General features: G+C 46.1%; 7 protein-coding genes. 6 read left to right on the top strand and 1 reads right to left on the bottom strand.

The annotated features are described in order from the left end of the window. Positions 1-161 precede the first annotated feature (161 nt). The 4 genes from ulaG to ulaR all read left to right on the top strand — a co-directional run bounded on the left by ulaG (position 162) and on the right by ulaR (position 4,065). Positions 162-1,229: an L-ascorbate 6-phosphate lactonase gene (gene ulaG / locus MHN01_RS10955; protein WP_160650593.1), complete on the top strand. Its 1,068-nt coding sequence runs from the start codon at positions 162-164 to the stop codon at positions 1,227-1,229. A gap of 157 nt (positions 1,230-1,386) precedes the next feature. Next, on the top strand, positions 1,387-2,211 hold the full coding sequence (locus MHN01_RS10950) for a Cof-type HAD-IIB family hydrolase (protein ID WP_239411385.1): 825 nt from the start codon (positions 1,387-1,389) through the stop codon (positions 2,209-2,211). A gap of 25 nt (positions 2,212-2,236) precedes the next feature. Then, the gene (locus tag MHN01_RS10945; protein WP_239411384.1) at positions 2,237-3,109 is read left to right on the top strand and encodes an L-ribulose-5-phosphate 3-epimerase; all 873 of its coding nucleotides are present in this window, start codon (positions 2,237-2,239) and stop codon (positions 3,107-3,109) included. A 200-nt stretch (positions 3,110-3,309) separates the two neighbouring features. Further along, positions 3,310-4,065, top strand: coding sequence for an HTH-type transcriptional regulator UlaR (ulaR, locus tag MHN01_RS10940; protein WP_239411383.1), 756 nt, complete (start codon positions 3,310-3,312; stop codon positions 4,063-4,065). Positions 4,066-4,129: 64 nt separating this feature from the next. Here ulaR and dsdC read toward each other — a convergent pair whose 3' ends face one another. Beyond that, complete coding sequence (gene dsdC / locus MHN01_RS10935; protein ID WP_239411382.1) at positions 4,130-5,068, bottom strand: DNA-binding transcriptional regulator DsdC; 939 nt, start codon at positions 5,066-5,068, stop codon at positions 4,130-4,132. 223 nt (positions 5,069-5,291) lie between these two features. Here dsdC and dsdX point away from each other — a divergent pair, with 223 nt between their 5' ends. Both dsdX and dsdA read left to right on the top strand, forming a co-directional pair. Continuing rightward, complete coding sequence (gene dsdX / locus MHN01_RS10930) at positions 5,292-6,629, top strand: D-serine transporter DsdX (protein ID WP_239411381.1); 1,338 nt, start codon at positions 5,292-5,294, stop codon at positions 6,627-6,629. Between the two features lie 14 nt (positions 6,630-6,643). Continuing rightward, positions 6,644-7,372: D-serine ammonia-lyase (dsdA, locus tag MHN01_RS10925; protein ID WP_239411380.1), on the top strand; the 729-nt coding region annotated here is incomplete at its 3' end.

Raw genomic sequence — 7,372 nt, 5'->3', positions numbered from 1 at the left:
TAGACGTAGTGATAACAGGCAAAGCGGCAGATCCCGATGTGGTGAAACAACTTCAACAGCAAGGCATCGACGTTGTCTTGGTGTAACAATTCCAGTCGAAAGGTGACTTCTGACGACAACACTTTTTGGTTGATAACATCCCCCAACGAAAGGTTACTGTAATGAGCAAAGTAAATGAAATTACCCGTGAATCGTGGATTTTAAATACATTCCCTGAGTGGGGAACTTGGTTAAACGAAGAAATTGAAAAAACCGAAGTTCAGCCTGGTACGTTTTCTATGTGGTGGCTGGGGTGTACCGGTGTCTGGCTGAAAACAGAAGGCAACACCAATATCTCAATGGATTTCTGGTGTGGTACCGGTAAAAAAACGCAGCAGAATGCATTGATGAAAAACCAGCACCAGATGATGCGTATGGGTGGTGTCCGTGAACTGCAGCCAAATCTGCGTACGGCTATTTTCCCAATGGACCCGTTTGCGATTAAAGAAATCGATGCGGTGCTGGCTTCTCATGACCATGCCGATCATATTGACGTTAACGTTGCAGCGGCTGTACTGCAAAACTGCGGTGACCACGTTAAATTCATTGGCCCGCAGGCGTGTGTTGATTTATGGACCGGCTGGGGCGTTCCTGAAGAGCGCTGTATCGTTGCGAAAGTTGGTGATGAAATCCAGGTGGGTGATGCACTGATCAAGGTGCTTGACTCATTCGACCGAACTGCGCTGGTCACCCTACCAGAAGGAACGTCGTCTTATGACAAGGGCATCCTGGATGGTATGGACGATCGCGCCGTCAACTACCTTATCGAAACAACGGGCGGCTCGCTCTATCACTCTGGTGACTCCCACTATTCCAACTACTATGCCAAGCACGGTAACGATCACAAGATTGATGTTGCGCTCCTTTCCTACGGTGAGAACCCACGCGGTGTTACGGACAAGATGACGGCTTCTGACATCCTTCGTGCCGGTGAATCACTGAACTGCGAAGTGGTTGTTCCTTTCCACCATGATATCTGGGCTAACTTCCAAAACGATCCGCGCGAAATTGAAGTGTTGTGGAATATGAAGAAAGAGCGTCTGCAATACGGTTTTGCTCCTTTCTTCTGGCAGGTCGGCGGTAAATACACTTACCCAACAGACAAGGGCCGTATGCACTACCAGCACTTCCGTGGTTTCCGCGATATCTACACTGACGAGCCTGAGCTGCCGTATAAAGCATTCCTATAAAAGCGCTTAGGTAAAGCTCTCAGGTAAAAGTACTGGGCTATCTTCCTGTTTTCGGTTCGCGTCGTATGTTGGAAGGTAGCCCTTCTTTTAACCCCGGGCTTGAACACGTCTTCAATGACAAGTGTGGAATTTTAAGTATTTAAACAAGGTGAACGCTGTGAAATATAAATTGTTGGCGCTTGATCTGGATGGTACGACGCTTACGTCAAATCATGAAATTTTACCGCAGGTGAAGCAGGAAATTCAGCGCGTAAAAGATGACGTTGTCGTTTTGCTGGTGACAGGCAGACACCATACAGCCGCCAGGCCATACCATCATGAGCTAGGCCTCGATACGCCGATTATCAGCTGTAACGGTACTTATATTTACGACTTCAGCAGTGACACGGTCGTTAAAGAAAATGCTTTGCCAAAAGAGAAAGCCAAGCAGTTTCTTCAGCTGGCCCATCAGCACCAGCTAAACATGGTGATGTATGTGACAGATGCCATGACCTTTTCCTCTCAAAAGCCGGTTGAATATATGAAGGCGCTGGAGGCATGGGCCGAGGATTTTCCTGCTGCCATCAAGCCGGAGATCCGCCGCATTGCGTCTTTTGAGCAGGAACTGGCGCTGAATGACTACATTTGGAAGTTTGTTGTAGAAGGCGATATCGAGCAGATCGAGTCATTTACCAGGCTGCCATTTATACAGGATGAATTTTCCGGAGAGAAGTCGTGGTCTAACCGTATCGACTTTGCCAATAAAGGCAATACCAAAGGGGCCAGGCTGGCTGAATATATTCAAACCTTGGGTATAACGCCGTCTGAAGTGATTGCCATCGGTGACAACCACAACGATATATCCATGATTGAGCTGGCAGGCCTTGGAGTGGCGATGGCCAATGCCGACGGCGCCGTTAAACGCGCTGCTGATATATCCACTCCAGAGGGAAACGACGGGAAAGGTATTGCAGATATTATTTCAACGTACTTTCGCGCGTGAGCAATATTCATAACTAGGGGGAAACATGCACAACTTTGATAAAGAGCTCCGTCTCGGGTTATATGAAAAGGCCATGCCCAATGACTTGTCTTGGGAAGAGAAGCTAATCAGTGCCAAAGAGCTGGGTTTTGACTTCGTTGAGATTTCGGTTGATGAATCAGAGGAGCGTCGTGCTCGTCTTGATTGGAGTGATGATGAGATCTATGCCTTACGTCACTTATGCGAAAAGTACGGAATGCCATTGCATTCGATGTGCTTAAGTGCCCACCGTAAATTTCCGTTTGGTTCTGAAGACGAAGCCACGCGCAAAGAAGCTTATGTGATTATGGAAAAGGCGATTAACCTTGCCTATAAGCTAGGGGTGAGGTGTATCCAACTGGCGGGTTACGATGTCTACTATGAGCCGCAAAACGATGTTACCCATCAGCGTTTTGTCGAGGGAATGAAGGCGTCGGCCAAGATGGCAGAGCGAGCAGGGGTGATGCTCGGGGTTGAAATTATGGATACGCCATACCTCAATGCCCTCAGTAAATTTGAGGTTCTAAAGCGTGATATCCCGTCGACCTATTTTATGGCCTACCCGGATGTCGGCAATATTACCGGTTGGAATTACGATACCTGTACGGAGCTAAAACTTAGCCGTGACCACATTGTCCAGATCCACTTAAAAGATACCCTCAAGGTGTCGGAAACCAGCAAGGGGCAGTTCAGGGATTTGGTGATTGGTGAAGGGGAGGTAGATTTTAGCGCCATATTTAAAACCCTGGCACAAATTGACTATACCGCGCCTTTGGTGATTGAGATGTGGGCGCAGGATGAGAACTGGATGGAGAATATCAAGCTAGCCAAGACGCGTTTGGTCGGTTTGGCCAACCAGGCAGGCTTTAATCTTGTGTAACCACCAACCTCAACTCCGTTATTCTTCATGAGCGCCTTTGTGGCAAATCACACCAGACAAATCTCTGATTGAGGGGATTTGTCTGCTATGTGAGTCTTAAAATCATCTAATAATTCATCTTCTCCCCTTTTCATCTCAATATTACGACTATAAAATCAGGAATAATCATTTTTAATCATTTGTATTACTTGAGGTGTGGTATGACTGAAGCCCAAAGACATAACGCCATCCTCGAATTGTTGCACCATAAGCGGCATGTTACGGTTGCCAATCTTATTGAAGAGTTTGATATTTCGCCGGCGACAGCGCGTCGTGATATCAACAAGCTGAACGATTCTGGGAAATTGCGAAAAGTGCGTAACGGTGCAGAAGCTGTCGCGCAGGAGAGAACCTTTTGGTCTCCGTTTAATATTCATCATGCATCAAACCTTGATGAGAAGGTGAGAATTGCCCAGGCTGCGGCTGCTTTGTGCCAGCCAGGTGAAAGCGTTGTGATTAACTGTGGTTCTACGGCTTTTCTACTAGGGCAGGAGATATGCGGCCAGGATATCCAGGTGATCACCAACTACTTCCCGCTTGCCAATTACCTGATTGAGGAAGAGCATGACGGGGTGGTGATCATTGGTGGACAGTACAACAAAACTCAATCCATTACGCTAGCGCCACAAGATGAAATATCCTCGCTGTATGCCGGACACTGGATGTTTACCAGTGGCAAGGGGATCACAGCAGACGGCTTGTATAAAATGGATATGCTGACAGCGATGGCAGAGCAAAAAATGCTTGATCATGTCGGTAAGCTGGCGGTTCTTGCTGATAGCAGCAAAGTCGGCCAGCGAGCAGGTATGTTGTTCTGTAATGCCGATCGCATTGATGTGTTGGTAACAGGCCAGGATGCCAATCCTGAGGTTGTGGCCAAGCTAAGAGAGAAAGGTATTGAGGTGATCCTCGTTTAGCCATTAATGCATGGAGATCTTAATCGATATTATTTTGTGTCGGTTAGATCTCTTGCTTATTGTCTTAAAGCCTTGCCTCGTGAGATATCCAGTCGATAAAAAGCTCAATCTTTTGCGTGTGATTATTTGGAAGCGTGGCGATGTAATATCGCTGGGCACAGGGGATTTCTTTATTGGGAAATGGGGTAATTAATTCACCGGATTCAATTCTTTTCTTTACCAAACTATGCCTGCCCATGGCAACGCCGGCATTATTAATCGCAGCAACCACAGCAAGGTCGGAACGATCAAAACCAATGCTCGGGATTTGATCTATGGATTCAATATTATACTTCCTTGCCCAAGACTCCCATTCATCAACATTTGAATCATAGTCCCAGGCTTGATTGTCATGCAATAAAGTACACTGGCGCAGGTTATTTTCTTTTCCAACTAAATCATGTTGTTTTGCATAATACGGCGTACAGACCGGAACTATGGTTTCAGACATTATTTCCTGATGCCAAAGTTTCTTTGGTGTTTTATCGTCATAATAAATGGCGATATCAATGCCGTAACCATAAAAGTTGATATTTTCATTACCGGATAAGATTTTTAATTCAATCGCAGGATACAGCTGTTTAAATTTATAGATCCGAGGAACCAGCCAGCATTGGGCAAAAGAGGGGCGGGAATAGATAGTCAGCGTGCCTGACACCTCGCCACTTTGTACTTCAAGAATTTCTTGATTCAAAGCGTTAAGCGATTGTTTTAGGGTGAGATAGATCCGCTCTCCTTCGGTGGTTAAGCTGATTTTTCGATGAGAACGCTTGAACAGCTGGATACCAAGCTCTTCTTCGAGTCCGTTAATTCGGTGAGATATTGCGCTCGGCGTCATCGAAAGCTCTTGAGCCGCCATGGAAAATGAGCAGTGTCTGGCTGCGACCTCAAAAGTATGAAGCTTTGAAAGTTGAAAACTATTGAGTCTTTGGTTGCGCGAGTGAATATGCTCTTTGGTGTACATGCCGGATCCTCAAGCAAGAAAATATACCTGCTAATATTTCTCTCAATTATACCCTCGCTATTTTAATCAGTGTGATGTCAGTTAGGGTAAATATCTGAATATTGAGTCTGATCACTGGTTTGTTTCAATCTGGCTCACAAGGGGATGAGGTTTGATCGTTTGTCAGCAATTTTTCCGTTTTGTTTAATAAAACGAGATTAAACAGCAGACACAAGGTCAATTTATGGAATCGCAACTTTGGGTTATAGCGACGCTTATAACCAGTATTGTAATGATCGTTTTTTCGATTGTTAAATTTAAACTCCACCCGTTTTTAGCACTGCTTTTTGCCAGCTTTTATGTTGGCACGTCTATGGGAATGGGGCCGATTGAAATGGTTACCGCCATTGAAAATGGTATTGGCGGAACGCTAGGTTTTCTGGCCACTGTTATTGGTCTTGGCACCATACTAGGAAAAATGATGGAGGTATCGGGAGCGGCGGAGCGAATAGGTTTAACACTTCAAAAATGCCGCTGGTTATCACCTGAAGTCATTATGGTGCTTATTGGCCTGGTGTGCGGTATTACTCTTTTTGTAGAAGTGGGTGTCGTTCTTCTGATCCCTTTGGCTTTCTCTATTGCCAAGAAAACCAATACCTCTTTGCTTAATCTTGCCATACCACTGTGCACCGCGTTGATGGCAGTGCACTGTATTGTTCCTCCTCATCCTGCTGCGCTTTATGTCACCAATGAGCTGGGAGCGGATATCGGTTCGGTTATTTTTTATGGCTTATTAGTCGGTTTGACAGCCTCGCTTGTTGGCGGGCCGTTATTTCTAAAGTTAATGGGCTCAAGCTTGCCTTTTAAGAAAGTACCGGAAGAATTTACTTCGCTGGAAGTCAGAAGTGAAAACGAGCTTCCATCACTCGGCGCAACCTTATTTACTGTGATGCTTCCTATTTTCCTCATGCTGATGAAGACAGCGGCGGAACTGAACATGGAGCATGGCACAACCCTTTACACCACGCTAGAGTTTCTGGGTAATCCGATAACAGCCATGTTTATTGCTGCTTTTGTTGCTTACTACATGTTGGGTATTAAGCAAAACATGGGCATGTCAGTACTGCTGGAGAAAACAGAAGGTGCCTTTTCTTCTATTGCCAATATCCTGTTGATCATTGGGGCAGGGGGCGCATTTAACGGGGTGCTGAAAGGGAGCGGACTGGCGGATGTGCTGGCGCAAATCTTGTCAAATCTCGATATGCACCCAATTCTTCTGGCCTGGCTGGTGGCGATTATTCTTCATGCCGCTGTAGGCTCTGCAACAGTCGCGATGATGGGAGCGACAGCCATTGTTGCACCTATGCTTTCGATGTATCCGGATATTAGCCCAGAGATCATTACCCTGGCCATCGGCTCTGGTGCGATTGGCTGTACTATCGTTACAGATTCATTATTCTGGTTGGTTAAGCAGTACTGCGGGGCATCGATAACAGAAATCTTCAAATACTATACAACGGCGACATTCATAGCTTCTTTTGTCGCGCTGGGTGGCACTTTCCTACTGTCATATATCATTTAATTTAAGGTAGAAAAATGAACGCATTGAATATTGAAAAACTGGTTAGTGAGTTCCCTTTGGTGAAACAGCTGATTGCCCTGGAAGAAGTCTGCTGGTTCAACCCAAACATTACCACCTTGGCAGAGGGGCTACCGCATGTCGGGCTTGATCAAACCAATATCAAAGATGCCAGTGATCGTCTGGCAAGGTTTGCCCCTTACTTAATGAAGGCCTTCCCGGAAACAGCGCCATCGAAGGGTATTATCGAATCGGAAGTGGTCGCGATCCCTGCGATGAAGAAAATCCTTGAGCAGCAGTACGACACCCAAATCACCGGTCAGTTATTGCTCAAAAAAGATAGCCACTTGCCAATTTCGGGATCGATCAAAGCACGCGGCGGGATTTATGAAGTACTAACTCACGCTGAAAAGTTGGCTCTTGAGGCTGGCCTGCTGTCCGAGTCTGATGATTACAGCAAGTTGTTCACCGATGAATTCAGAGACTTTTTCAAGCAGTACAGCATTGCCGTCGGTTCTACCGGTAATCTGGGCATGTCTATCGGCATTATGAGTGCAAAATTGGGTTTCTCGGTGTCTGTCCATATGTCAGCAGATGCCCGTGAATGGAAAAAGAACAAGCTGCGCGCTCATGGTGTAACAGTGGTTGAGTATGAGGAAGATTATGGCGTTGCGGTCGAGCAGGGGCGTAAAGAGGCGGAAAATGATCCGTCCTGCTTTTTTATCGATGATGAAAATTCGCAAACC

The organism is Photobacterium sp. OFAV2-7 (assembly GCF_022347985.1).
In the GTDB taxonomy this organism is placed as follows: domain Bacteria; phylum Pseudomonadota; class Gammaproteobacteria; order Enterobacterales; family Vibrionaceae; genus Photobacterium.
This window is presented reverse-complemented; position numbering and strand designations above follow the sequence as displayed.